Origin of the sequence: Methylomonas stagni, assembly GCF_050154735.1 — a bacterium.
In the GTDB taxonomy this organism is placed as follows: domain Bacteria; phylum Pseudomonadota; class Gammaproteobacteria; order Methylococcales; family Methylomonadaceae; genus Methylomonas; species Methylomonas koyamae_A.
The window spans coordinates 3,205,705-3,231,594 of record NZ_CP189557.1 but is presented as its reverse complement, the minus strand read 5'-3'; the positions used below and the strand labels follow the sequence as shown (position 1 = coordinate 3,231,594).

Sequence of the window (25,890 nt, the reverse complement as noted above, 5' to 3'; positions counted from 1 at the left end):
GATGCCCGGCAACATGCCAACGCCGCCTAAAACCCTGGACGAATGGGCCGAAATGCTCCGAGTCCAGGAAATGCCGATCTTTTCCAATACCGCCAGTCATATCTACGCTTATCTGGACGATCGTAATAAGGGGGCGATGGAGTTGGCGGCCATCATCCTGCAAGATCCCAACTTGACCGCGAAATTGCTCAAGGTCGGCAATAGCCCTTATTACAACCCGTCCAAGCAGAAAATGAACACGATCTCGCGCGCCATCGTGGTGTTGGGCGCCGAGGTGATTCGCGAGCTGACCTTAGCCTGTTCGTTTTTCGAAGCGATACTGACGTCGTCCAACAAGGAGCGCGCCAACCGGGAAATCGCGTTGGCGCTGCATGCCGCCGTGCAGGCGCGGGAGTTGGCGGTCATCGTCGGCGATACTTCGCCGGAGGAAGTGTTCATCGCGGCGCTGTTGCACAACATTGGCCACATTGCGTTTTGGTGTTCGAATAATCCGCAGGCGCGCAAAATTCACGAATTGATCGAGCGTAGCGGTTTGCGGTCGAGTGAAGCGGAAAAGCAGGTGCTGGGCTTTTCATTACGCGATTTGGGCAAGCGCCTGGGCAAGTCCTGGCACTTAGGTGGACTGATAGAGGAGGCGATGAGCCGGCCGGAGGCGGCCGATTCGCGCATTCGTGCCGTAACGATGGGGCATAAGATCTGCGAAGCCTTGAAAGCCGGCGGCGATTCGGCATCGATGCGCGATTGTCTGAGTAAACTGGCCGGCATGACCGGTAAAACCACCGACGAACTTAGCGAACGCATCGAGAAAAGCACTCGGCAAGCGATACAGATTGCCCGCCAGTTCGGCGCCAACGATGCGTCGCGCTTTATCGGCGGCGGGTTGGCGGTCGCCAGGGCCGCCGACGAAGAAGCCGACGCCAAGCCTGACAAGAAACAACTGCAAATTCAAATTTTGCAAGACATCAGCAGCCACATCAGCGGCGCCATTGATTTGAACGTGTTGTTTCAGATGGTCTTGGAAGGCATACACCGCGGCGTCGAAATGGATAGAACGCTGTTTATGTTGCTGACGCCGGACAAGCACACGCTGAAGGAGAAGTTTTCGCTGGGATGGCAAAAGCCGGTCGGTGGCGAGAAAATCCAAGTGCACAACAGCGAAGCTCAGGCCAATTTGCTGTTCGGCGCGCTGCATCAATCCGAAGGCGTCTGGCAGTATCCGGATCAACAGCCCACCTTGTACACGGCGCAAATCGTCGAGCGTATCGGTCGCCATCCGTGCTTTGTCTTTCCGGTCCATGCCGAAAACAAAGCCATAGGCTTGATTTATTGCGACCGTTCGATTAATGGACTACCCTTATCCGGCGAAGATTTTACCGCCGCCAAGCACTTCGCCAAACAGGCTCATATCGGCCTCACGCTTTATCGGATGAAAGCCCATTAGCGAATGAACAGTCCAATACTCAGCAACTTGCGCGTCTTTCTGGTCGAGCCTTCCCACACTCAGCAGCACATTATTGTTCAGTATCTCAACCGTTGCGATATTCACGATATCGACATGATAGGCAGCGGTGCCGAGCTGTTCGAACGCCTGCGTCAGGAACGGCCGGATTTAATCATCAGCGCGATGTATTTACCGGATATGACCGGGGTCGAACTGGTTCACGAACTGCGGCAGGACTCGGCGTCCTACGAAATGGCTTTCTTGCTGATTTCCAGCGAAACCAACATCAAGTACTTGGAACCGATCCGGCAGGCCGGCGCGATTGCCATATTGCCCAAACCGTTCACGCTGCAAGCCTTGTCAACGGCTTTGCATTCGACGCTGGATTATGTCCATCCGGAAAAAGCGGCGTTGGAACATCTCGATATCGAGGACTTGCGAGTATTGCTGGTGGACGACAGCGAGTTCTCGTTGAAATATCTGACCAAGGTTTTCAACAACATCGGCATCGATCAAATCAGCACCGCGACCGACGGTCGTGAAGCGCTGGACTTGTTCAACCAGCAATATTTCGATTTGATCGTTACCGATCTGAACATGCCGGACATGGATGGCTTGCAGCTCGTCGATCATGTCCGCAAGCATCCGGAGCGCGGTAGCGTGCCGATTCTGATGGTCACCAGCGAGCAAAACCAGAATCGGCTCGCCGCCATTGAAAAATCGGAGGTTTCGGCAATACTGGACAAGCCGTTCGAGCCAATGTCGATAAAACGCCTACTGATCAATTTGCTGAATTAGATCGCGCATTTGGCGGCCGCGCCTTTGCGGAGGGCGTGGCATCAAATAATAACATTACAAATTTCGAGGCATTTTCAGCCTTCAGGCACGGTCAAATGAAACCAGCGATCACCCCGATCAATCAAGAACGCAAACTTGCCGAAGACGACTTTATCGTTTCCAAGACCGATACGGCGGGACGCATCACCTATGCCAACCGGATCTTCATGGAAATCGCCGGCTACCCCGAGCAAGAATTACTCGGGGTGCAGCACAACATCATCCGTCATCCCGAGATGCCGCGCGGCGTATTCCGGTTTATGTGGAATACCTTAAAAGCCGGCAACGAATTCTTTGGGTTCGCCAAAAACCTGTGCTCCGATGGTAGCTTTTATTGGGTTTTTGCCAATATCACGCCAGATTACGACAAGAATGGCAAATTGCAGGGTTACTATTCCGTGCGCCGTAATCCGCCGCGTTCGGCGCTCGAGGCGTTGATCCCAGTATACCAAGCGATGTTGGCGATCGAGAAAGCCAGTTCCGTAAAGGACGCTCCGGACAAATCGTTGGAATATCTACTGGATTTCGTTCAACAAACCGGTGCGAAGAATTATGACAGCCTGGTTCTGAGCCTCTACAAACCGCACGGAGTTTAAGTCATGAAGAAAAGGGCCAATTCCAACGCGAATATTCCGTTTCTGCGTACTCGCCTCAATTTTGCGGTAGCGATTATCCTGGTTTCGTCGATCGGACTTTTTCTCTACCACCTGCTTAGCGACGGATTCTCGATAGTCACGCTCGGTTTGACGCTGCCTTTACCGGCGGTGGCTTACTACCTTTGGAAAACCGGCAAGCAAAGTTTGACGGTGCTGGAAAGGATAGAAGACGTGTTGCGACTGACCAATAACGGCGAACTTTATCATCGCGTCACTCAAGTCCACGGCATGGGTGAAATCGGTAAGGTGGCCTGGGAGTTGAATGAAGCGCTGGATTTGATGGAAGCCTATTTCAAGGAGGTCAATTCCTGCTTCAAACATTCGGCGGAAGGCAATCACGGCCGTTATGCGTTGGTGGATGGCTTTCCGGGCCTGTTGAAGCAGTCGGCGGTTAGCGTTAACGACGCTATCAAACACATGCGGGAAAACGAGCGCTTGATGATTCGGCGGCGCTTGTCCGCTGGACTGCACGCCTTGAATACCACTAACTTGCTGGGCAATCTGAAGGGCAATCAAAGCGATTTGCTCAATATCACCGAACAGCTGGAAAAGGTCGAGATCATTGCCGCCGACACCGGCCGCAATGCCGATGCCAGCTTGTCGACCGTCGAAACCATCAGCGGGTCGCTGACCGACATCAACGCCAACGTCCACTCGGTGTCGGAAGTGATCGGCGCCTTGATCGCCGATAGCAAGAAAATCACCGAATCGCTGTCAATGATTACCGGCATTGCGGATCAAACCAACTTGTTGGCGCTGAACGCCTCTATCGAAGCCGCGCGTGCCGGCGAGCACGGTCGAGGCTTCGCGGTGGTGGCCGACGAAGTGAAGAATTTGTCCGAGCATACCAAGAATGCCGCGCTGGAGGTGTCGAAAACTTTGAACGCCTTCAACAAGCGGGTGCAACAGATGCACGCTGAAGCCGAAAATTCGGCAGGCCTGTCCCAGCAAATTCTCGAGCAGGTCAGCGCGTTTCGTCACCAATTCTCGAATCTGTCCGAATCCGCCAAGGCTTCCGTTGGCTACATAGCTTATGCCAAGGATAAATCTTTCGGGCTACTGACCAAGCTCGATCATATCGTTTACAAGCAAAACGGCTACATTTCGATCGAAGCCGCTGGAGAGTGTCCGCAGCAGCAAGCCATACTGGTCGACCATCACAATTGCCGTTTGGGCAAGTGGTATTACGAGGGCATGGGCCATCAAAGCTTCCGGACCACCCAGGCCTACGCGAAACTGTCGTTGCCGCACGGCGATGTCCATGACGCAACGCAAGCCGCTTTCAAAATTTCCAGGGATCGCTGGATGGAAGATCCCAGGCTACTCGACGAAATTATCAATCAAATGCGCCGAGCCGAGGACGCCAGCGCGATCGTGATGCAATGCATAGATGAAATGGTTCGCGAAAAACACGTCGACGATAAATATTAAAAAACCGTTGAGGCTTGCGAGAAAACTCGGCGGGCAACACATTCGGTCGCGCGGACGGATACGCCTATTCGCCTGCTCCGCGCCAAATCCCCCCAACGGACCAACACAACCAAGCCCAACGCAGCCAGTTGAGCAAGGCTCTGGCCAGCCACAGCGCCCAGGCCAGCATCAGCAGATGGTAGGCGAAAATCGGTAGGCTGACCACGCCGGCCGTCGGCAATCGCGCTGGATTGCGGTCTTGATACCAGTTCAGTCGATAGGCGTCGGAGTGATTTCCGGCAATTTGCATGTCCGGGGTGCCCAGCAATCCCTGTCGCACCGCCAGGCCTAGCAGGGTCAGCGCCAGCAAGCCTAACAAGGCCAAGCCGATCTGGCTGGCGTTAAAGGCCAGTCGGGAATGGGCCGGCCGTCGGGTGCGCCAATCCAGTGCAAACAAGCAAGCGACCACGGTCAGCGCGGCGGCGATATGTAGCTGGCTCAGGCCCACCAGCAACAAAAACCAGGCGCCGCCGCCGAGCGGCACGCGGCCAATTTTCGCTAAGCCCCAGGCCGCGCCGGCCAGCACGACCAATAAGCCCCAAATCAGCGCGGCCGGTCCGAAACGCGGTCCAACCGTCCAGACTGGCCAGCGATCACGAGGTATAGTCATATGGATATCGCTGTTGACGCTAGGCGTGCCCAAGTCCACCTGCGGGGTTTCCAACCAAAAGCCGGGCTCGGCGGCGGCTTGCCAATGGACTTCGATCCGTTGTTCGCCCGGATGAATCGGCAGACTCAGCGTCGCGCCTTGTTGGCGTATCGGTTGACTGGCGCCGTCTATCGTCACGCCCTGCAATTCCGCGCCGGCCGGCAGCGTCAGCTTATGCTGCCCGCCCTTGGAGCTACGTAAGTGCAGACTTAAGCGGCTATCGACGCCGCGTTGGCCAGGCGTAACCTCCAGATCGCTATGATCGATGGTCAGCGTATCGCCCGCTAGGGCCGCCGGCCTGTCTATGCTCAATTCGACCGTTTCGCCCGGCCACGGCCGCCACTCCGGCAGCCAGACGCCGGCATCGCCGTGATGAACCACCGCGATGCCGGCGATTCGTAAATGCCAAACCGGGCTGACGTCGGCTCGCCAGACTTCGGTCCATTGAGTCGTGTCCGGCGCCTTCAGCGTCAAATGCGCGGATTTTTCCAACAGCGATTCCCAAACCAAACCCTCTTGGCCGGCAGCCATATTGACCAGTACCTTGCCGTCCTTGACGCGGACCTCCGAGCTGGTGACCGCTTCGCCCGGCAATAGCGGCAACTCCAGCAAAACGGGCTGACCACTGGCAACTAACGGCTCGATGCGGGTGGTGACGCGCCAATCCAAGCCCAGATGCAAGGTCCGTTCGACGCGGACGAAAGCCGGTAGCGGTTTGGCCGCTTTTTGGCCTGGTTCGCCGGACTCGCGCGGCTCACGGCTAAATTCCAACTGCGGTCCGGCCAAGCCGTCTTCATAGACGCCGCCGATCGTCCAGCCTAGGGCTTCCAGCGTGACATGGCGCGGCGCCAACGGTAGTGGTAGCGCGAACTTGTCCAGGTCGGCGTAGCGACCTTGCAATTTGAAAACATGCACGCCGGCCGGCACCAGCACGCTCAAGCCACCATCTTCGCGGCGAATTGCTGCCCGGGCGGGGCTGCCGTCGACATCAATGCGTTCGGGAAACCAGATGCCCAACTTGGCGGGCAGCGGCACGGCCACTTCGCGCTCGGCGGCGATTCTCAGTTCGATGGTCAAGGTGTCCTGGCGGGCAAACACCTGCATCTCGGCAATCTGCGCGCATTGCGGGACGCAGGCTGGCGGCTCCAGCAGGCGAGTTTTCAGTTGTTCCAGCAAGGCCTGATCCGGCCAATCAGCGGCATGGACCGGTGGGTGAGGGGCGATCAGCAGAATCAAGATCAATGACGCGACCGAGCCTTTGCCCAGGCGCAAGGCGGGCAGTGTGAAGCCGGTCAGACGCAGGACCAATAAGGCCGCGATAGCCGTTTGCAACACGCGTAGCAGCGCGGTGGCCCACGGCGGTAGATACCAGAACCGCAAGCGTTCGGTGCTATCGACCGGACCGTTCCAGTTTAAACGGACCCGTTGCCAATGCCAATTCGGCAAACCGGGGCCGGTTTGTAGATTGGCGTCCGGATCGATGCGGTCCAGGTTGGCGGCCGATGAGATTGGCGCCGACATCGGCAAGGCCTTGCGCATATATGCGCGCCTCGGCGCCTCCTCGGCGCTGGCGGATTCGGCCAGTTCGGCGGGCGCCTCGGCCGTCATCGCGTCGGCGCCGGCCGGCACCTCGGAGTAGCCGAAATCATTGAAGGCCGCCGGCTCGGCCAGCTGCGGATAGACGGCCGCGCGCAATTGGTCGATCGCGAACGGCACCGCGACAATCACCAGAGCCGCCAAGCTGGCGCCGCGATACCAAGTCAGCCAACGGGCCAAGCGTCCGCTCGGTACCACGCGAAGGAGTCCGGCGATGGCCAGACCGTTCAGCCACAACCAGCGGGGTGCATCGGCTTCGTGCCAGATCAAGATCAAGCCGAGCAAGGCCAAGCCGCCCCAAGCCGGCGACCAGAGCCTGCCGGCCGCGATCGCGGCCAGCGCGACCAGAAACAAGTCCAGCAAAGTCCAGCGCGCCAGCCAGGTGTCCGAGCTGTTGTCGACGCCGGTCACGGCCAATATTCGCCAACCCGGCGGCAGGTTGAGTTCGGCGCGCAGCGATTGAAAACGTTGCTGCCAGCCGTCGGCGGCTATTTCGGAGATGCCGTTTTCGATGCGGCTATCCGCGCTGAGCTCGATCGCGCCGCGCCGGACTTCGATGCCGTCGGATTGATCGAGCCGGGTCAGCAGTTGGTTTTGGCCGTTCAATTGCACCTGCCCGAGCCGGGTTTCCGGCAGCGCGTTCAGCCGCCAATCTCGGCTCATCGTGCCGCTGATCTTGTCGTTAACGGTGTAGCCGCCGCCGTCGAAATCCAGCCACAAGGTCCGGACCAGGGACAGTTGATTGGGTTCCGGCTCCGGATCGCCTCGACGCAGCAGTTTGAAATGCAGACTTTGCCCCGGTGTTACTTGATAGGTCGGCAAGTGCCGCCAGTCTTCGGGTAAATTGGTCTGGCTGCCGTCGATCGCCGGCAGATTGTCGATTTCCACCAGGCGCAGGGCAGGCATGGCTTGAAAGGTCCACAGTTCGGCGCTCGGCCATGAGGCTTCGCCGGTCGGCAAGGTCATCTCTTCGACGGGGCCGGGATGGCGGGCGAGCAATTCGACGCGCCAGCGTCCAGGGCGCAGTTGTAGCCAAAGCCGGCCGTCGCCGTCCAGCCGGGCCGGCAACGGGCTGGTCAGCTCGACGGGAATTAGGCCGGGCAGCAAGGCCAGCGGCAGCGCGATTTCCCGGGCGGCGCCGGACACTTCCAGATCGAGGCGAGTGAGCACTTGCAAGGGGATATCGTCGATGATTTGGCGGAATACTTGCACGTCCAAGCGATCCTGACCGGTGCCGCCGGCATCGGCGCGCGGCCAAACCGCGCCTTGCTCGATGGTCGGATAAGGAATGGTTAGTCCGGCCACGCTGAGTTGCAGCGGACCCACAATCTCCGGTAGCGCTAACTGTTCGGGTAGCTGTTGCCAGCGAAACTCGCCGGCGATCCGATAGCGTCCGGCCGGCAGATAGACCGCCGGCTTGCCGTTGCGAATCAATACCGGCAAGGCTTGCCGGTCGGCGCTTACCGCTTGCGGCCAATGGCGTTCGTCGCCGGGCAGTTCCAGCCAGTCGCGGCGATACAGGGTCCAGTCGCCGGCGAACCGGCCGCCGTCGCTTTCCAGTTGCAATTGCAACGGTCCCGGCCATAGGCACTGCTTGGATTGAAAGTCGTCGTGGCCGAACGGACAGCCGTGTTCGGGCTGGTCGTGCAGCACCCACTCGGCCCAGGGTACCAATGGGGCTGGCAGCGCATCGGGCGGGATGGCGCCGGCCGTACGCCAGAACCAGAGTCCGAAACATAACACCACGCACATCAATCGCCACATTCTTGCCTCCCGAATCAATTCCCGCTCAAGCGCCGATAACGGCGTCATTATGCGGCATGGATTGGTGCTTGTGAAAATCCGCGGTCGGTTTCAGAATGCCCAGCTTGTTTCCACTCTCCGCAAGGCAATTTCCGCGATGGCAAGTACGCTACTGGTAGTCGACGACCTTTCCGACTGGGGACCTTATTATCCCAGCGAACATGTCATCACTTTCGAAACCTATCTGGCAACCGCGCATGCCGATCCGGATCGGCGGATGCGGATCATCAATTTGTGCGGCGACTATGCCTATCTATCGGACGGGTACTACTGTTCGCTGCTCGCGGAAGCGCGCAATCACCATGTGATTCCGTCGGTAAAAGTCATCAACGATTTGGGCAAGAATGCCTTGTACCGTCTGCAACTGGAAGATTTTACCGAGCCTTTGCTGCGAGCATTCAAGAAGCAGAACAAGGATGGCGAGTTCGCGCTGTACAGCTATTTCGGCACCACACCCGATCCGGCGTTTCAAGAGTTGGCGCGCTTGCTGTTCGAGCGCTTTCCCTGCCCGATTCTCAAGATTACGCTCCGCCCGCAACAGCAATGGGAAATCACCGATTTGACCGCGGTATCGCCGCGCCAGTTGAACGACGACATGCAAACCTTGTTCGCCGACGCGCTGGACAAATTCAGCAAGAAGGTCTGGCGTAAGAGTCGGGCTCGCAAGTCAGCGCGATTCGATTTGGCGGTGCTGATCAACCCTGCCGAAACCTTGCCGCCCAGCAATCGCGGCGCGCTAAAGAAATTCATTCACGTGGGCCGGCGGATGGGCATCGACGTGGAGTTGATCACCCAGAACCATTACGGCCGTATCCCAGAGTTCGACGGCCTGTTCATCCGTGAAACCACCGCGATAGACCATCATACTTACCGCTTCGCGAAAAAAGCCGAGGCCGAAGGTTTGGTGGTGATCGACGATCCTAATTCGATTTTGCGTTGCGCCAACAAGGTGTATTTGGCCGATTTATTCCGTACCCACCGCGTGCCGTCGCCGCGCACGTGGATTTTGCACAAGGGCAATGCGGCACATCTGGACCAATTGGAAGCCGCCGCCGGTTTCCCGGTGGTGATCAAGATTCCGGACGGTTCGTTCTCGCGGGGTATCGTCAAGGTGAATAATCGGGCGGAATTGGATCAAAAAGTCGCGGAACTATTTCAGCAATCGGCGTTGCTGTTGGCCCAGGAATTTTTGTATACCGATTTCGACTGGCGTATCGGCGTGTTTAACCACAAGGCTTTGTACGCTTGCCGTTATTTCATGGTGAAAAATCATTGGCAGATTTACCGGCACGGCGCTAACCGCACCGATAGCGGCAGTTTCGCGACGTTACCGACCTTCGAAGTACCGAGAGCGGTGCTGGAGGCCGCGCTGAAAGCCACCCAGCCGATAGGCAACGGATTGTACGGCGTGGATGTCAAGGAAGTGGCCGGCAAGGGCTATGTCATCGAGGTCAACGACAATCCCAGCATCGACAGCGGCGTCGAGGACCAGTATCTGGGCGACGAACTTTACCGCGCCATCATGGCGGAGTTTCTGCGGCGGATGGAAAACCGTGGTAAGGGTTTGGCGTGAATGCCCTGCTCGGCTTATTGGCGAGGCAGGGCTACGTAGAGTTAACCGCAAGTTAAAAAAGGCGGGAATAAAATCGATTCAGACAGGCTTCAATACCGTCCGTTGTTAACGTTTCTTCGCCACAATTCTCGCCCAGCGTGCAACTCAGGTTGCGCCAGCGATGCTTTTTGCTATAGGACTCTCCAGTCTGGGTTTTGATCCAGTCTAGAAAGCTAATACCTTCTAACGCCGACGTATAAAACTCACTGTAGCTTAATATCGTATGGTCACAACCGGGGTCGATATAGCTGCGATAATTGTGTGGCAGGTTGGTTTGATTAGCTACAGTCATTTCCAGCATACGAGTGCTCCAGGTCGCCAGGTCTGGTAAAGGTTGCGGGATTGGTTGCATAAGATTCCAAAATATTGCTTGAACATAATCGTATGCGTTGGTGTATTGGCTGAATCGATCTTCGGGATATTGATTAGCGAGTATCCTCAGTGCTGAAGGTATAAAATTTAAACCTTCAGTTACCTTCGATAATCGCCTCAATGCGGGGTGCAAGGTTTGCTCTATCGACCAGGATGTATTTGTTCCAAACAGTGAGTCTTGGATGAATTCATCGGTCAGTACTCCGATACTGCCGTCACTGACCAGAGAAGTTTTCGCATTGCGGCCCAGAATTTTCTTAATCCAGGGATAGTTCAGCGTACTACCGTATCCGCCAGCACTGGAGCCGGATACCAAAATTTTATCAAGATGTCTGTATCGGCTATCCAGGTAGTTCATCACGTACAGGAAGTTATCGAAACCGCGGTGATGAACAGTAAACACATCGGGAACGGCGTTGTTCGGACTGAGCTGCGGGTTGCTGTAAACGGTTTCTTTCGCCCCGATGAACACGTCGCCCGTACAGTAAGGTAGAAAGACTATTGTCCAGTCCTTGTATGGGTTGCTAGGGTTGTCTATCGCAAGAAGGCCATCCCAAGTTGCCGGATTATTGGCGAGATTGGTGCTCGGTATAAAAGTTGCCTGACTCGGATCGTTGCCGAATGCGGTGGAACAGGTGCTGTAATTCCAGCAAGCGCCACCTCCGTTGAAATACACCACCAACTTTTCAGAGTTGCCTGGCTTCAAATAAAACTTGTACCCATCCTCAAACGCGCAGCTCGGATGAATTCGCCGCGCTTGGCCGGTTACATTAACCCGATAGTCTCCAGGAGCAACGACAACTTCTTGCCAAGTGTCCTTGGCTTGCACACAGGTAGTGGCCAATAATGCGGCGGCACCAAAATAGCGCCAAAACTTCGAATTCATAGTTTTTCCTCGTAGTCATTGAACAAATTAAGAAACACCCCGATTCGCATCGAGTGGTTATAGGTTCGGTTCGACAAGTCATTCCGCCGGCTTGACCGCTAGCGCGGGCGGCGGCTCGGCGGAGGCATCGGCAGCCAGTGTATTCCCCTTGATTTTCAAAGTCACCATGTTGTTTTGATGCGCGACCACCGGCGCGACGGCGCGCCATTGAGCGTTATCCAGCTTTCGAAAAGCCGCGAAAAACCCTAGTGAGCGAGTGTCGCCGGCGGGTTCGATATGTATCGCTTTGTTCTCGCCGGGTTTGATCAGCAATTCCTGCTTACGGACCAAATCGGCGGCCAGCGTGGCCTGATCTTTATCGAACAGTGCAAAAAAGTCCGCGCCATTGAACGAGCTTTGTTCACGCAGCTCGTAAACCCGCAGCAAAACCGGGGCGGCCTTGCCGTCGGCGTCGGGGTTGATCATCGGCGCGCTTTCGATCTTCAGATCGACCTGAGTCGGCGGTAAGGGCGCCGGTTGCTCCGGGGTTTCGGCACATCCGAGAACCAGGAGTAAGGGCAAGTTGAACAACAGTCTGGTTAACCACATATTGAAAGTCTCATCGGTGTTGGTAGACGCCGAACGCCGCTTAGGATACGGCGTCAGGGTTTGCGGACAGTATAGTCCTATCCGGTGTTTCGGTGGATGGTAGGCGTCGGAGCCGGTTAGGCGAATCGCGCGCGGAAAATTTCTCTGCAACGGTCTGCAATCGCGGCACACTGGCGGAAACTTTTGCGGTGCTTTTGTCATCGCTGGCGCAAAGGACAAGGTTGCTGGCGAGGTTCGGACTGAGGGAAGAATGGAGGTTTCAAACGAGTGTCGTCTCAGTACTCGGTAGACCAATTTGCCGATATCAATGCCTGAACGCCTAGCAATGCGCAGGTTTTGTCGCGGGAACCTCTCCTCCCTGGTGTCGCCGTTCGCGACGTATGTTAGTGGGTCGCGACGCCACCAAATCTCTAAGGACATCGAATGAAAACGATGAACACTCACTTGTTACTGGTCGCGCACGGCAGTCGCCGAGAACAAGCTAACGACGAGATTCGTCGATTGGCGGACACCTTGGCCATCGGCAGCCGTTATGCCGGTGTCGCGTGCGCATTCCTGGAAATTGCCGAACCGAGCATCTCGGACGGTTTACGTAGGCAAATTGCGGCCGGCGCGCGGCGTATTGTCGTCTTACCTTACTTTTTGGCGGCCGGTCGTCATGTTGGCATCGATATTCCGGCGCAAGTAGAGGGCATGCGCTGTCAGGCGCCGGAGGTTGAAATTCTGATTGCCGAGCATTTAGGCAGTGCGGCCGCGATGCGGCCGGTGTTACTCGATTTGGCGTTCGATTGTCTGGGCGAGCTTTCGTGAAAACATAGCGGATGAGAACAGCGATTTCGGTCGTTCCGGCGTGCTAGCGATTTTCATTTTTTTCGCTGATTTTGCTCGGGGCATAAAAAAGCCCGCATATTGCGGGCTTCGTCCGGTTTATTATTGTGTTTTGGACGTCTGTCGAATTGATTTCGACAGCTTAACTTGCTGCGCTTATTGTTGTTGTTTTACCAGCGAACTGGCCGCTCTCCTCCCCCGTTGAAAGATGACGATTCTTGCCAATCGCATCGACCTAATTCAAGGTGAATGCATTCTAAGAGATTAAAACCGGGTTGTCCAGAAAAACTGCGACAAATTGCCGCAGTTTTTCCCGATTCCTCGCGGTCAATAGGCGGCGTCGTGATAAACGTTTTGCACGTCATCCAGTTCATTCAGCATATCTAAAAATTTTTCGAATAACACCGCGTCGTCGCCCGCGATCGGCGTTGAACCCTTCGGTAAAAACTGAATTTCATCGACTTCGAAATCGATTTCACCTAGCAAGTCGGTCAGCGCCTGCTTGGCTTTGAAATAGTCGGCTTGCGGCGTGAATACCGTTAACTTGCCTTCGTCGTTTTCAATATCGCTGACATCGACGTCGGCGCTCAGTAGGGCTTCGAGAACGCTGTCTTCGTCATCGTGGCGAAACGCCAGAATCGCGGCGTGATCGAACATGTGGCTGACGGTGCCCTGCGTACCTATCTTGCATTTGGTTTTAGTAAAACACAGACGTACGTCGCCGAAAGTGCGATTCGGATTGTCGGTCAAGCAATCGACGATCACCATGCAACCGCCCGGGCCAAAACCTTCATAGCGAGCCGGTGCGAAATCCTCGCCGCCGCCGCCCTTGGCTTTGTCTAGGGCTTTGTCGATGACGTGGCCGGGAACCTGATCCTTTTTAGCCCGGTCGATAAGTCCGCGTAAGGTCAAATTGCCGGACGGGTCGACGCCGCCGGACTTGGCGCAGACATAAATTTCGCGGCCGTATTTGCTGTATACCTTGGTCTTCGCATCGGCCGTTTTGGCCATCGACACCTTTCTGTTCTGGTAGGCTCTACCCATCGGACTGCTGCTCCATAGACAACGCGGTTAAAGGCGCGGATTTTAACGCCAAGTATTTTTTCGCGGGAAACTTTTCGCTGTCGGCGGGTCAGCGCGACGCAGTCGAGCCGATTGGCGAGGATGGCCTTGATGAATCTTCTTTGTATCCGACTCCGGCAAAAATGCCGCAATCCGGTCCGGCGTAGCCGAAAATCGGAAAACTTCCGCGAGATGTTGAAATTTAATTTACTTTAACAATGAATTTTAACGGCTTGTTTTAAATTGTATTGTTGTTGTACTTCATTGATTGTGTTGCCAAAACCCCTGAAAGGGGCTATTGAGTTTTATCGGGAAAGTGGCAAACTCGCCAAACGGGAGGCTTTAATTGGGAGGTACTATGAAAATACTAGCTATCTTGATCTTGGCGGGGCTCGGCTACGGCGCGGTCAGATTTATTCTTACAGTGGTGAAAGAACTGGCGTTGTTTGCCGTCGAAGCTTGGCGCGATATCGAGGTTGAGCAATAACGCTAACCAAAAATCAATTCATACAAAAGGGCTACGGGCCTATTATTGCAGATCAGCAAACAGCCGGGTGAAACCGGCTTTTTTGTGCCCTAGAGTCCGAGAAAGCCGAGCTTGGCTAATAAAGGAAGACGTAGCGTAAAACAGCTGTCGCAGTGTTGTTGGTGGTCAATTGCCGGTGAGATGTGGGTAGGCCCTGACAAAATTGAAACCGCTAGTCGTCCGAGATGTATTGGTACGCGGCCTACTCGCCGAACGATATACTTTGCATTTTCCGTCGGCATGCGACGTCGTCGCCATCAGTCTGTCCGAGTAGTTAGCCGGTTATAATGCGCGGCCAGTATTCGCCCTTTCCGTTGCCATGTCCGAAGATTATTACTTTTCTCCCGATCAAGCCGTCGAGTCTCTGAAAGTCCCGCCGCATTCGATCCAGGCCGAACAATCCGTGCTGGGTGGCCTGCTGCTGGATAATCGCACCTGGGATTCGGTGGCCGATAAAATCGTCGAGGGCGATTTTTACCGACGCGACCATCGTTTGATCTTTCGCGCGATCGCTCAATTGGCCGAGAAACAGGATCCGTTCGATGTCGTGACGATTTCGGAAGTCTTGGAAGCCACCGGCGAACTGCAGGACGGCGGCGGCCTCGCGTATCTGGCTTCACTGGCGCGCGACACGCCCAGCGCCGCCAATATCGTCGCCTATGCCAACATCGTCCGCGACCGCTCGGTCTTGCGGCAGCTGATTCATGTCGGTACCGAAATTTCCGACTCGGCCTTCACCACCGAAGGCCGGGAAACCGCCGATTTGTTGGAAAACGCCGAGCGCAAGGTATTCGAAATCGCCGAGCAACGCCAACGCGGTCAAGGCGGTTTTGCGTCGATCAAATCCTTGCTGGCCAAGGCGGTGGACAAGATCGAAATGCTGTACGAGCAGGACGGCGACATCACCGGCGCCAGTACCGGCTTCACCGACCTCGACGAAAAAACTTCCGGACTGCAACCGTCCGACTTGATTATCGTCGCCGGCAGGCCTTCGATGGGCAAGACCACGATCGCGATGAACATGGCCGAAAACGTGGCTTTGAAAAGCGGGATGCCGGTCGCCGTATTCAGTATGGAGATGCCGGGCGAAGCGCTGGCGATGCGGATGATGTCGTCGCTGGGCCGGATCGACCAGCACAAGGTACGGACCGGCAAACTGGACGACGACGACTGGCCGCGCTTGACCTCTGCGATCAATCTGTTGGCCGAGACCAAAATGTTTATCGACGACACTCCGGCGCTGACGCCAACCGAGGTGCGTTCCCGTGCCCGCCGGCTGACTCGCGAGCATGGTCAACTGGGTTTGATCGTGCTCGATTACTTGCAGTTAATGCAATCGCCGTCCAGCGGCGATAACCGTGTCCAGCAGATTTCCGACATCTCGCGCGGCCTGAAGGCGCTGGCCAAGGAGTTGAATGTGCCGGTGATCGCGCTATCGCAGCTCAACCGGAATCTGGAGCAACGCCCGAACAAGCGGCCGGTGATGTCGGACTTGCGCGAATCCGGCGCGATCGAGCAGGATGCCGATTTGATCATTTTCGTGTATCGCGACGAGGTGTACCACGAGGACAGTCCGGACAAGGGCATCGCCGAAGTCATCATCGGCAAGCAGCGGAACGGTCCGCTGGGCACGGTGCGACTGACCTTCCTCGGCCAATACACCCGCTTCGAAAACTTCGCGGGCGTTTATACCGGCAGCGAGGATTACGAATGACGCCGGCCGCTTATGTGCATCTGGATCTGGACGCCGCCCGCCACAATCTGGCCCAGGTTAGACGCTACGCGCCCAATAACCGGATCATGGCCGTCATCAAGGCCAACGGCTACGGCCACGGCATGGATAGGGTGGCGGCGGCGTTGGCCGAGGCCGACGGTTTTGCGGTGGCGCGAGTCGACGAAGGCGTGCGCTTGCGCGAGGCCGGTTTTTCCCAACCGATTACTGTGCTGCAAGGCTTCGTCTGTCTGGACGAGCTGCGTTTGATGATATTCCACAAACTGGCGGCAGTGATTCATACGCCGCAGCAAATCGGCATTTTGCGGCAACTGCCACCGGAATCCGCAAAATTACCGGTTTGGTTGAAAATGGATACCGGGATGAACCGTCTGGGTTTCAAGGGCGGCGACTTCTTAGCCGCTTATCAGGCGCTGGCCGATTGTGTCGCCGTCGCGCAACCGATCAATCTGATTACCCATTTCGCCAACGCCGACGACTTGCTCGACGACAAAACCCGCCGCCAGATCGATGTGTTCAACCATGCGGTCAAAGACTTTCCCGGTCAGCGTAGTATCGCTAATTCGGCCGGCATCATTGGCTGGCCCAACGTGTCCTCCGACTCGGCACAGGTTAGGGGGGCGATTGGGTCAGGCCGGGATTGATGCTGTACGGCTGCTCGCCGTTCGCCGGTAAAACCGGCGCGGATTTCGGTCTGCGGCCGGTGATGAGTCTGCATTCGCGGTTGATCGCGGTCAAGTACGTCGCCGCCGGCGAGTCGGTTGGTTACAGCGGCACTTGGACTTGCCGGCAACCGACCCGGCTTGGCGTGGCCTCGATCGGTTATGGGGACGGCTATCACCGCCACACCCAAAGCGGCGCGCCGGTGTTGGTCAATGGTCGGAGGGTGCCGTTGATCGGGAGGGTGTCGATGGACATGATCACCGTCGATCTTAACAGTCAGCCGGACGCCCAGCCCGGCGATCCGGTCACGTTGTGGGGCGAGGCCTTGCCGGTCGAGGAAATCGCCCGTAACGCCGACACGATACCTTATACCTTGCTCTGCGGGATTACTCAGCGGGTGCAAGTTATCGAACGAAGCCCGGCGGAAAGCTTGGTTTCAGCGACGACTGGCTGATTGAATTCGCCGTTGCGGCGTGGACAGCCAAGCTTAGCGCTGCTCACGCCCTTTGAAAAACGCCAGCGCTGGTCGGCCCGGTGCGCGGGCTCTTGACGAGCCCGGTTGATGTCGCCCTTAAGCCGCAATCCCGTTGTGCCGTAGCAAGGCGTCGATTTGCGGTTCGCGGCCGCGGAAGTTTTTAAATAAAGTCATCGCGTCGCTGCTGCCGCCTTGTTCCAGGATATTGCGCAGGAAGGATTCACCGGTAGCGCGGTCGAAAATGCCTTTTTCCTCGAACAGCGAGAAGGCGTCGGCCGACAGGACTTCCGCCCATTTATAGCTGTAATAACCGGCCGCGTAACCGCCCGCGAAGATGTGCGAGAAGCTGTGGGCGAAGCGGTTGAATTCGGGGGGCTTGACCACCGCGACTTGTTCGCGCACTTGCTGCAAGGTCTGATATATCCGTCCGCCCTTGGTCGGGTCGTAGTGCTGGTGAATTTTGAAGTCGAACAGGCTGAATTCCAGTTGCCGCACCATCATCATGCCGGCTTGGAAGTTTTTCGCGGCCAGCATCTTATCGTACAGCGCATCCGGCAATGCCTCTCCGGTTTGGTAATGGCCGGAAATCAGGCCCAGGGCTTCCTTGTCCCAGCACCAGTTTTCCATGAACTGGCTGGGCAGTTCCACCGCGTCCCATTCCACGCCGTTGATGCCGGACACGCCGAGGTGGTCGATCCGAGTCAGCATGTGGTGCAGACCGTGGCCGAATTCGTGGAACAGGGTTTCCACTTCGTCGTGAGTTAGCAGGGCGGGGGCGTTGCCGGTCGGCGGTACGAGTTCCATACTCGTTACCGCACTCCCACCATCCCTGGCGATCGGCGGCGTGAAGTTGCAGGTCAGGTAGGCGACCGGCGTTTGCAGGCCGGTCGAGGTTTTCTTGCGGCAGACGCAATCGTCCATCCAGGCGCCGCCGCGCTTCTTGGCGCGGGCGTACAAGTCCAGGAAGAAGCGGCCGCGTAGTGCGCCGTCCTTGTCGACAATTTGATAAAAGCGCACATCCGGGTGCCAGGCGTCGAACTCCCGGATTTCGCTGATTTGCAGACCATACAGGCGTTCGACGATCGCGAACAAGCCGGGTACGACTTTGTTGTCCGGAAAGTAGGTCTTCACTTCTTCTTGCGACAATTGATAGTAGTGCTGGCGCATTTTTTCCGAGTAGTAGCCGATGTCCCAGGCTTGCAGATCGTGCAGGCCGTGTTCCTGGGCGGCGTATTCCTTCAGCTCGGTCAGGTCGCGGCGCGCCTGGCGCCAGGATTTGTCGGCCAGGTCTTCCAGAAATTTGACCACATCGTCGGTGGACTTGGCCATTTTGGTGGCCAGTGAATATTCCGCGTAATTGCTGAATCCCAGCAATTGGGCCTTTTCGTGGCGCAGAGCCAGAATCTGCTCCATGATGTCGGTGTTGTCCCATCGGCCTGCGTGCGGACCCTGGTCGGATGCGCGGGTACAGAAGGCTTCGTAATGCTCGCGCCGCAGCTCCCGATTGTCGGCGTAGGTCATGATCGCCAGATAGGACGGAAATTGTAGATTGATCAACCAGCCGTCCTTGCCTTCGGCTTCGGCAGCCTGTTTCGCTTGGGCGATGGCCGACTCGGGCAGGCCGGCCAAATCGTCGAGATGGGTAATTTGCTTGTGCCAGGCGTTGGTGGCGTCGAGCAGGTTTTCCTCGAACTGGCTGGCCAACTTGGACAGTTGCTGACTGATCTCCTTGTAGCGCGCTTGTTGCTCGGCTGGAAGGTCGACACCGGACAAATGAAAATCGCGTAGTGCGTTATCGATAATCTTTTGTTGGGCGGGTTCGAGATTGGCGAATTCATCGCTGTCGCGAATGGCTTTGTAGGCTTGTTGCAGCGCCTTGTTTTGGCCGGTTTCGGTGGCGTAGGCGCTGAGTTTGCCAAGGCAGGCGTTGTAGGCGTCGCGCATGGCGTCGCTGTTCACGACCGAATTCATGTGGCTGACCGGCGACCAAGCCTTGTTCAAGCGGTCTTCGGCTTCCTCGATGGGCTCGATCAGGTTATGCCAAGTGTAGGGGCCGCCGCCTGCTAGCTGGGTATCAATGGCGGCGCGAGCATTGGCCAGTAATTGATCGATCGCCGGTTCGACATGTTCGGGCAGAATTTTGGAAAATTGCGGGAGTTCGGTACGTTCTAATAAAGGATTGGTCATTACGGTAGCCGGAAAGTAATTGGAAAAAATCAGGATAACAGTTGCATCGCCGCCTGCACGCGGGCCTGAGCCTTTTGTAACACGGAAAGCGAAAAATCGGGGTTGAGCTTGCCCTCGCTGAGTTTGGCGTAGGCCGGTATCGAGCAAATATAGGGTAGGTCGCGGGATTTGCCGCTACCGAAATAGCTGTGTAATTTGGCTAGCATGACAATGTCGCTCAGCGTCAGTTCCGGGCCGCTGTCATACAGCCAATTTTCGGCGAGTGGCGGAATGCCGGTTAGGGTTTCCGAGAAGCCCAAGGTATGCAGTACCAGAGTGCCGACCGGAGCGCGCAGATAGGTTAGCGAGGCTTGTAACTCCTCCAGGCTGGGGCTGGCGTCCGGGAAGTGTTCGGCAAAATGCAGTAGCGGTATCGCGCCAATGTCGGCGACCAAACCGGCCAGCAATGCGTCTTCCGGGTTGATGCGGCTGCACGCCTGGGCCAGCACGAAGCTGAGGCTGGAGACGTACAAACTGCTCCGCCATAACGCTTGCATGGCTTTCATCAGCGCTGGGTCCTTGCAATGGAACAGTTGCTTCAAGCTGATGCCCAGAACCAAGTTGCGAGTCGCGTTGAGGCCGATGCGCGATACCGCGTCGTGGCAATTGTGGATCGAGTTGCCGGTGGAATACAGAGCGCTGTTGGCAACCTGAATCAGTTTGGCGACGATGGGCGGATCGAGTTGAATAATTTCGACGGCGTCGGCTATCCCTATCTCCTTGCGCATCGCTTCCTTGAGTTTAAGCGCGACGTCGGGTAACGAGGGCAACCTTAACTGATTTTCCCGGTAGGCTTGGGCAAAGCTGATAAAGAACTGGTGGCCGTTCAACGACTCGGGGAGTTCGATATCCACCAGTTCAACACAGCTGGTCGATTCTCGGCAGTGGTCGGACCATAGCCGGTTCAGCTCTATCGAGACTTCCAGGATCAAGACGTCGTCGAGCGCGGTGGCGGTGGCGCCGCAACGCGTGGCGCTGTTTAACGGCAGATGGGCTCGCGGGGTGTCGGCGACGATTTCGTAGCTGCTTTCGCTGTCGGGTTGCATGTTGAGCCGCCCTCGCACTAAATAAAACACGCTGTCGGTGCGCTGGTCGAAGGTGAAAATCACCGAATGTTTGGCGTAGCGGAGGGTTTGGCGCGGCAGCGCGGCCAAATGGGCATCGTCGAGATTGCGTAGCGGGACGAATTGCTTGAGTTCCGCTGGAGGCAGGGATTGTTTGAGCGTCGACATCGGCGGTGTCACGCCCGGTATTTCCACCGGTATGTTTACGTTTTTCGCGGCGATGTTGGTTGGCGCCGAAGACGTTGGCGGCGGCGTTTTTTTGAAGAGGCGCGTGAACCAGTTCATGTCAGGCCCGGAAAAATGCCAAGGCCTCGGCGATTTGCTGTTTGGCGTCCTGCAGTACTTGCAGGGACATGTCGGGCGTTAAAGCGCAGTCGTCCAGTTTATGAAACGCCGGCAAGGTGTTCAGAGGCGGCAATTTGTGCATCCGGATGCCCCCCAACTGACTGTGAAATTTGGCCAACAATACAATGTCGTGCAATTGCAGGCCCTCGCCGGCGTCGTAATACCAGTTTCCGGTTTGCGCCGGAATTTGGATCAGCGTGTCCGGAAAATGCCATTTTTTCAGGATGAAAGTGCCGAATAGCCCCTGTAGGTAGTCGATGCAAGCGTCGAGTTCGGCCTCGGTGTACTCTGAAGCGGGCAGGCTACCAGCCAATGTAATGATAGGCAAGACGCCGATATTGTGAGTCAGGCCGGCAAGCAAGGCTTCGTCGGCGTTGATCTTTTTACCGAGACCGGCCAAGGTACAACTCAAACTGGCGATTTGTATGCTCTGCTTCCAGGTTTGCTGGGATTTTTGCTGAAGCACTTTATTGGTGCTGCGGAACAATTGGTGCAGGCTGACGCTGGTGACCAGATTTTGAGTAATTTTGAAGCCCAGATGATTGACCGCATCGTGGCTATTACTGACCGGCTTTAAGCCTCGGTAGATCGGACTGTTGGCGACCTGTACCAGTTTGGACGAAATCGCCGGGTCCAGATTGACGATTTTCACCGCATCGGCGACGCTGATGTCTTTTTGCAATGCACTACGCAGCCTTAAGGCGACGTCGGGCAGGCTGGGGACTTGCAGCGCGTCGGCGTCGTAGGCCGCGCAAAGTTTCGCGAATAGCCGGCTATTACGCAGTTCGGCGGGCGGATTGGCGCGGTTTGCCAGCGGATTGTGTGGCTGAGCGCTGCTTTGTCGCAGTAACGATAGTGGTAGGTAAATCAGCTGGGATGGGGTTTGGGCAATGGCGCTGACGCTATGTTCGCCGTGAGCCGCCAACGGATAGCAGGCCTTGAAGGTATTCTCTTCAACCGTGTATCCGCCGTTGGCCGACTCCAGAAACACTTTGCCGCTGTAGAGATAAATCAAGGTGTCGGAGGCTTCGCCGCGATTGAAGACGATGTCCCCGGCATTGAACTGGCATAACGCAATCGGCAGTTTTATCAGTTCTTTGCTGTCCTGCTCGCCGATCGGGATCAGTTTGCGTAAAAACTCGATGGGCAGACGGTGGGCCGGACGTTCGCCGTTGCTTGCCGCGGCGACGGGTTTGGTCGCCGCCCGTTTAAATAACTTGCCGAACATATCAAGTGATGAAGGTGTTCAAAGCTTCCTGAATCTTGGCTTTGGCGTCGTGCAGGATCGCCAGCGTGTTTTCCGGCGACAGCGAAAAGGTTTTCAGTTTGGCCGCCGCCGGGATCGCGCTGATTGCCGGCAGATCGGCGTTGGCCTTTTTGCCGATCAAGGCATGTAGTCGAGAGAGCACGACAATGTCGGTCAGTGTTAACGTGTCACCGCTAGCGTGAAACCAATCGCTGGAATGTTTGGCCGCCTGAATGAACTCATCGGCAAAATCCCATTCCTTGAGCACGACCGCGCCGACCGGCGCTCTGACGACGGGGATCGCTTGTTCGATTTCGGTCTCATTGTGGTACTCGAGCGGCAAGTCCGCCACGAAGCTGAGAAACGGAATCACGCCGATGTCGCAGGTTAACCCGGCCAACAGCGCATCTTCCGGATTTTGTTGCTGGCTATGGCTGGCCAGCACGTGACAAAGGCTGGACAAATACAGGCTTTGTTTCCACAAATCTTCGAGGTAAGTTTTCAGCAGCGGCGATTTGGATTTGAAAATCTGCTTGATACTCAGTGCCGTGACCAAGCTGCGCGTGGCGTTCAGGCCGATGCGGATCACCGCATCCTTACAGTTTTTGGCGGGGACAGTGGTCAAGTACAACGGGCAGTTGGCCACTTCGATCAGTTTGGCGGAGATAGCCGGGTCGAGTTGAATGATCTTGACCGCGTCATCGATATTGACGTCTTTTTGGATGGCTTGGCGCAACTTGATCGCCACTTCCGGCAGCGACGGAATTTCCAGTTCGTGGTGGTGGTGCTGGAAATGGTCGGCGAACAGCGATAACAGGCGGTTACCTTGCAAGTCTTCCGGTACGTCCAGTTTGCCGTGGTCGAAGCGGCCGGAGGTGAGCATGATTTTTAACGACACCCGCAGAATACTAATGTCGGTTTTGGCGGTGGCCGTCGCGGTTTGTTTGGCACCGCTACAGATCGGAAACTTGGCTTGCGCGCTGCCGGCGCTGATTTCGTAACCTTTACCGTGCTGGTCGGCCAAAACCACGGTTCCGTCAAGCAAGAAAATCGCGCAGGTTGAAGGCTCGTTGACCGAAAACAGGGTTCGACCGGCTGAGTAGGTTTCGACGTGGTTCTCGGCCGCGAAGGTTTGCAGGATTTCTTCGCTCAGGTTTCTGATTGGGAAGAGTTGCCGCAAGGTTTCGGTCGTGATGGGCTGTGTTCCCAGCGGGGCTGGGGATTTGCCGGAGACTTTCCCGAATAATGATTTGATGGCCTTCATGTTGGTCCGTTAAGCAATGATGGATCGTGGAAGAGTGATTGTCGTTGGTGGTGGACGGAGGTCAATCGTTTCGAAGCGGCGGCACCGTTCGCTCGCGGTTCAGCAAATCGATGACCGGACAGGTGTCCGGTCTGACACCCCGCCAAAGATAGAAGGCCTCGGCGGCCTGCTCCACCAGCATGCCCAAGCCGTCGAGGCTTAGCGAGGCGCCGTGCCGAAGGCCCCAGTTTACGAATGCGGTAGGCTGGTTGGCATAAGCCAAATCGTAGCAGCAGCCGCCGTCGGCGAGAATATCGTCGGCCAGCGGCGGCAGGTCGCCGCCCAAGCTGGCGGAGGTTGCATTCAAAATGACGTCGAAGCGGCTGTTCAAATCTGCGTAGCCGCAGGCGTGCAACTCTCCAAGATCGGCAAACTCGTCGGCAATGGCCTCGGCTTTTTCGAGTGTCCGATTGGCGATGACGAGCTGCGCCGGTGCCTGTTCCAGTAGCGGCGCGACGATACCGCGTGTCGCGCCGCCGGCCCCGAGCACTAAGATCCGGCTGGCGCGCAACGGAATGCGATGGTTGATGGTCAGGTCGTTGAGCAGACCGACGCCGTCGGTATTGTCGCCGAGGATGCGGCCGTCGGTCTGGCGTGCCAGGGTGTTGACGGCTTTGGCGAGCAGGGCGCGGTCGCCGAGGCGGTCCGCGAATTGCCAGGCGAGTTCCTTGAGCGGCACCGTGCAATTGAGACCCTTGCCGCCGTCGGCAAAGAAGGTTTCTACCGCAGAGCGAAACAGCTCGGCCGGTACGTCCGCCGCCCGGTATTGCAGACGTTGACCGGTTTGCTCGGCGAACAGGCCGTGGATGCGCGGCGATTTGCTGTGGTTAATCGGGTGGCCGAATACGGCGTATTGGTCGATGGCTGTCATTGGTCGGCTTGTTTGCGGGATTTGAATTCCCAATACAGGGTGACGATGACGAGCAGGCCGGCGAGCACGCTGACGGGCAACATGAACTGTTCAACGTAGGCGATAATAATCGCGCATGCGCCGAGAAACAGGCCGATCAAACCCAGTTGCCAGCCGATACGGATGCCGTCCAGCATCGTGGCCAACGACAGAATCAACAACACCACCAGCGTCGAGGCGTTTTCGTCGATACGGCCCGATTTCTGCAGCAGAAACGCGCCGCCGGCGACCAATACCGCACTGGCCCAATGCAGCAATTGTTCCTTGAACGCAGCGGCGAAGTCGAACGTGTGGTTTTTGGCTTTCATCCGGCCGATGGCGATCGAAATGCCGGCGAATACGGTGACCATGAACAACCAGAAAGCGTAACCGTCTTCCGGCGAAAAGCGGGTGACGGCGATACCCAGCATGGACAGCAGCAGGAGCAGAATAAATACACCTTCCTCCAGCCGTGATTGCCGACGCTGTTCGGCATTGCGGATGTCGCGCGCGGTCGCCATGGCTTGTCGATCTAGGTTTGTTGCAGCCATTGTGCCGCCGGTTTGGCGAAGTAGGTCAAAATTGCGTCGCAGCCGGCCCGTTTGAAGGCAAGTAAGGATTCCAGCACGACCTGACGTTCGTCTAGCCAGCCGTTTTGGGCGGCGGCTTTCAGCATCGCGTATTCGCCGCTGACTTGGTAAGCGAATGTCGGAACGCCGAAACGATCCTTGGCGCGGCGAATGATGTCCAGATAGGGCATGCCCGGTTTGATCATGATCATGTCGGCGCCTTCTTGTAAATCGAGCGCGATTTCTCGGATCGCTTCGTCGGAATTGGCGGGGTCCATTTGGTAGCTGTATTTGTTGCCTCCGCCCAGATTGCCGGCCGAGCCGACCGCGTCGCGGAACGGGCCGTAGAAACTGGAGGCATATTTGGCCGAATAGGCCAGAATGCGGGTGTTTGGGTGGCCCTGGGACTCCAGGACGTTGCGGATCGCACCGATTCTGCCGTCCATCATGTCGGACGGCGCGACGATGTCGGCACCGGCCTCGGCATGGGATAGGGCTTGTTTGCACAGCACGTCGACGGTGGCGTCGTTGACGACGTATCCGTCAGCGTCAATCAGGCCGTCCTGGCCGTGCGTGGTGAACGGGTCGAGCGCGACGTCGGTAATTACGCCGAGCTCCGGAAATTCAGATTTCAGCGCTCGCGTACAACGTTGCGCCAGGCCGTCGGGATTGTAGGCTTCTTCTGCGTTCAGCGATTTTTGACCGGGGTCGACGACCGGAAAGAGCGCGACGGCGGGGATACCCAACTTGACTAAGGATTCGGCTTCCCGCAACAGCCGGTCGATGGACAGGCGGCGGACGCCGGGCATCGACGCCACGGCTTGTTGGACGGATTGGCCTTCAACGACAAATAATGGGCAGATCAAGTCGTCGGTAGTCAGGCGGTTTTCCTGCATTAACCGGCGGGAAAAATTCTGGGAGCGCATGCGGCGCATCCGGGTGGTTGGGAAAAAGTCGTTAGGGGTAGACATCTTTTCCATAGTAAAATAGTGAGGTGTTTGCCGATCCTCCGCGGGTTGGTCGAGCCTGAGGCTGGGTTTTCCGCTTCGGAC

At 56.8% G+C, this 25,890-nt stretch carries 19 protein-coding genes and 1 pseudogene; 9 read left to right on the top strand and 11 right to left on the bottom strand.

Features of this window, described 5'->3' with window-relative positions:
- The first annotated feature begins 1 nt into the window (after position 1).
- The 4 genes from ACP4CD_RS14940 to ACP4CD_RS14925 all read left to right on the top strand — a co-directional run bounded on the left by ACP4CD_RS14940 (position 2) and on the right by ACP4CD_RS14925 (position 4,365).
- Positions 2-1,441 carry an HDOD domain-containing protein gene (locus tag ACP4CD_RS14940; protein WP_426991481.1) on the top strand — a complete coding sequence of 480 codons (1,440 nt, stop codon included), beginning with the start codon at positions 2-4 and terminating at the stop codon, positions 1,439-1,441.
- A 3-nt stretch (positions 1,442-1,444) separates the two neighbouring features.
- Positions 1,445-2,239: a response regulator gene (locus tag ACP4CD_RS14935; protein WP_064029959.1), complete on the top strand. Its 795-nt coding sequence runs from the start codon at positions 1,445-1,447 to the stop codon at positions 2,237-2,239.
- Positions 2,240-2,334: 95 nt separating this feature from the next.
- The gene (locus ACP4CD_RS14930) at positions 2,335-2,874 is read left to right on the top strand and encodes a PAS domain-containing protein (RefSeq protein ID WP_064029957.1); all 540 of its coding nucleotides are present in this window, start codon (positions 2,335-2,337) and stop codon (positions 2,872-2,874) included.
- A 3-nt stretch (positions 2,875-2,877) separates the two neighbouring features.
- Positions 2,878-4,365 (top strand): methyl-accepting chemotaxis protein, encoded by a 1,488-nt coding sequence (locus tag ACP4CD_RS14925; RefSeq protein WP_064029955.1) that lies wholly within the window; start codon positions 2,878-2,880, stop codon positions 4,363-4,365.
- A 64-nt stretch (positions 4,366-4,429) separates the two neighbouring features.
- On the opposite strand, the gene ACP4CD_RS14920 is transcribed toward ACP4CD_RS14925, so the two are convergent.
- On the bottom strand, positions 4,430-8,413 hold the full coding sequence (locus ACP4CD_RS14920; RefSeq protein ID WP_426991480.1) for a hypothetical protein: 3,984 nt from the start codon (positions 8,411-8,413) through the stop codon (positions 4,430-4,432).
- Between the two features lie 136 nt (positions 8,414-8,549).
- Between ACP4CD_RS14920 and ACP4CD_RS14915 the strand changes: the two genes are divergently transcribed.
- Positions 8,550-10,025 carry a RimK family protein gene (locus tag ACP4CD_RS14915; RefSeq protein WP_168031142.1) on the top strand — a complete coding sequence of 492 codons (1,476 nt, stop codon included), beginning with the start codon at positions 8,550-8,552 and terminating at the stop codon, positions 10,023-10,025.
- A gap of 52 nt (positions 10,026-10,077) precedes the next feature.
- Here the strand turns inward: ACP4CD_RS14915 and ACP4CD_RS14910 are convergent, their stop codons facing one another.
- Together ACP4CD_RS14910 and tssJ are read right to left on the bottom strand one after the other, a co-directional pair.
- Positions 10,078-11,322 (bottom strand): pectin acetylesterase-family hydrolase, encoded by a 1,245-nt coding sequence (locus tag ACP4CD_RS14910; protein WP_071156173.1) that lies wholly within the window; start codon positions 11,320-11,322, stop codon positions 10,078-10,080.
- A gap of 78 nt (positions 11,323-11,400) precedes the next feature.
- On the bottom strand, positions 11,401-11,910 hold the full coding sequence (gene tssJ / locus ACP4CD_RS14905; RefSeq protein WP_426991479.1) for a type VI secretion system lipoprotein TssJ: 510 nt from the start codon (positions 11,908-11,910) through the stop codon (positions 11,401-11,403).
- A 423-nt stretch (positions 11,911-12,333) separates the two neighbouring features.
- Here tssJ and ACP4CD_RS14900 point away from each other — a divergent pair, with 423 nt between their 5' ends.
- Positions 12,334-12,720, top strand: a complete 387-nt coding sequence (locus ACP4CD_RS14900) for a sirohydrochlorin chelatase (protein WP_313729225.1) — start codon at positions 12,334-12,336, stop codon at positions 12,718-12,720.
- A gap of 345 nt (positions 12,721-13,065) precedes the next feature.
- Here ACP4CD_RS14900 and ACP4CD_RS14895 read toward each other — a convergent pair whose 3' ends face one another.
- On the bottom strand, positions 13,066-13,782 hold the full coding sequence (locus ACP4CD_RS14895; protein ID WP_064029947.1) for a YebC/PmpR family DNA-binding transcriptional regulator: 717 nt from the start codon (positions 13,780-13,782) through the stop codon (positions 13,066-13,068).
- Between the two features lie 376 nt (positions 13,783-14,158).
- On the opposite strand from ACP4CD_RS14895, the gene ACP4CD_RS14890 reads away from it, so the two are divergent.
- From ACP4CD_RS14890 to alr, 3 genes and pseudogenes are all read left to right on the top strand, one after another.
- A complete protein-coding gene (locus ACP4CD_RS14890) occupies positions 14,159-14,287 on the top strand; it encodes a hypothetical protein (protein ID WP_269454764.1) in 129 nt (42 codons plus the stop codon).
- A 358-nt stretch (positions 14,288-14,645) separates the two neighbouring features.
- Positions 14,646-16,040: a replicative DNA helicase gene (gene dnaB, locus ACP4CD_RS14885; protein WP_064029946.1), complete on the top strand. Its 1,395-nt coding sequence runs from the start codon at positions 14,646-14,648 to the stop codon at positions 16,038-16,040.
- Positions 16,037-17,175 (top strand): annotated as a pseudogene (gene alr / locus ACP4CD_RS14880) (alanine racemase). The gene dnaB and the pseudogene alr overlap by 4 nt, the downstream one beginning before the upstream one ends.
- Positions 17,176-17,292: 117 nt before the next feature.
- On the opposite strand, the gene prlC reads toward alr, so the two are convergent.
- The 7 genes from prlC to hemB all read right to left on the bottom strand — a co-directional run bounded on the left by prlC (position 17,293) and on the right by hemB (position 25,818).
- The gene (prlC, locus tag ACP4CD_RS14875) at positions 17,293-19,383 is read right to left on the bottom strand and encodes an oligopeptidase A (RefSeq protein ID WP_426991478.1); all 2,091 of its coding nucleotides are present in this window, start codon (positions 19,381-19,383) and stop codon (positions 17,293-17,295) included.
- 29 nt (positions 19,384-19,412) lie between these two features.
- A complete protein-coding gene (locus ACP4CD_RS14870; protein ID WP_426991476.1) occupies positions 19,413-20,771 on the bottom strand; it encodes an HDOD domain-containing protein in 1,359 nt (452 codons plus the stop codon).
- Between the two features lies 1 nt (position 20,772).
- Complete coding sequence (locus tag ACP4CD_RS14865) at positions 20,773-22,059, bottom strand: HDOD domain-containing protein (RefSeq protein ID WP_426991475.1); 1,287 nt, start codon at positions 22,057-22,059, stop codon at positions 20,773-20,775.
- 1 nt (position 22,060) lies between these two features.
- Complete coding sequence (locus ACP4CD_RS14860; RefSeq protein WP_064029934.1) at positions 22,061-23,341, bottom strand: HDOD domain-containing protein; 1,281 nt, start codon at positions 23,339-23,341, stop codon at positions 22,061-22,063.
- Positions 23,342-23,402: 61 nt separating this feature from the next.
- Entirely contained in the window at positions 23,403-24,251 is an 849-nt protein-coding gene (gene aroE, locus ACP4CD_RS14855; protein WP_426991474.1) for a shikimate dehydrogenase, read from the bottom strand.
- A complete protein-coding gene (locus ACP4CD_RS14850; RefSeq protein WP_426991473.1) occupies positions 24,248-24,790 on the bottom strand; it encodes a hypothetical protein in 543 nt (180 codons plus the stop codon). Before ACP4CD_RS14850 ends, aroE begins: the two co-directional genes overlap by 4 nt.
- Before the next feature lie 11 nt (positions 24,791-24,801).
- On the bottom strand, positions 24,802-25,818 hold the full coding sequence (gene hemB / locus ACP4CD_RS14845; RefSeq protein WP_426991472.1) for a porphobilinogen synthase: 1,017 nt from the start codon (positions 25,816-25,818) through the stop codon (positions 24,802-24,804).
- Positions 25,819-25,890 lie beyond the last annotated feature (72 nt).